Origin of the sequence: Curtobacterium sp. MCBA15_016 (assembly GCF_001865105.1) — a bacterium.
Classification (GTDB): domain Bacteria; phylum Actinomycetota; class Actinomycetes; order Actinomycetales; family Microbacteriaceae; genus Curtobacterium.
On record NZ_MJGR01000046.1, the window covers coordinates 12,706 to 13,485 of the forward strand.

The following is a 780-nucleotide window of genomic DNA, read 5'->3' on the forward strand; positions in this document are numbered from 1 at the left end:
TGCTTGCCGGCGGCGAGGGCGGCCTCGGCCAGCTGGACGTGCATGCCGGACGGCGAGCAGATCGCGACGACGTCGATGTCGGTCTGCGCGATCGCTTCCTCGATGGTCGACGTCGTGATGGGGCGGGTGACGCCCATCGCCTCGATCTCGTCGGCGGCGCTCGTGGCCGCTGCGGGGATCGCGTCGACGAGGGCGACGACCTGCAGGTCCGGGTGGTGGACGGCGACCTTGGCGTGGTGGCGTCCGATGACGCCGGCGCCGACGACGGCGAGCTTGAGCGGGGTGGGTTCGGTCATCGCAGGGTGACTCCGATCTGGTCGGTGAGCTTCCGGAGGGCACGACCGGCGCGGCCGAACGCCGCGGGGCCGGAGAACCCGCCGAGGTGGGTGAAGTCGCTGAGGTGCGGCTCGAGCGAGGCGTAGCCGGAGTACCCGGCGTCGCGCAGCGCGGTGAGGGTCTGCAGCAGTTCGCCGTCGCCCTCACCCGCGGGGACCACCGACGAGTCGGCGGCGAGGGCGTCCTTGACCTGCAGGTAGTCGACGTACGGCGCGAGCTGCGCCCATCCGTCGGTGAACGGCTTGACGCCGCACTGCACGTAGTTCGCGTTGTCCCAGGCGAGGCGGAGCGCGGGCGAGTCGACGCTCTCGACGATGTCGAGCACGCGCGAGGGGACGTCGCCGTAGATGTCCTTCTCGTTCTCGTGCAGCAGCGTCACGCCCTCGCGCTCGGCGAGGTCGGCCAGGGCCCGCATCCGCACGAGGACGTCGTCGCGGACGTCCT

At 71.8% G+C, this 780-nt stretch carries 2 protein-coding genes; both read right to left on the bottom strand.

Going from position 1 to position 780, the window contains the following annotated elements; genetic code table 11:
- Positions 1-296: Gfo/Idh/MocA family oxidoreductase (locus BIV03_RS16760; protein ID WP_175475927.1), on the bottom strand; the 296-nt coding region annotated here is incomplete at its 3' end.
- Positions 293-780, bottom strand: a 488-nt coding sequence (locus tag BIV03_RS16765) for a sugar phosphate isomerase/epimerase (protein ID WP_139202041.1), incomplete at its 5' end; no start/stop codon positions are given. The genes BIV03_RS16760 and BIV03_RS16765, both read right to left, overlap by 4 nt.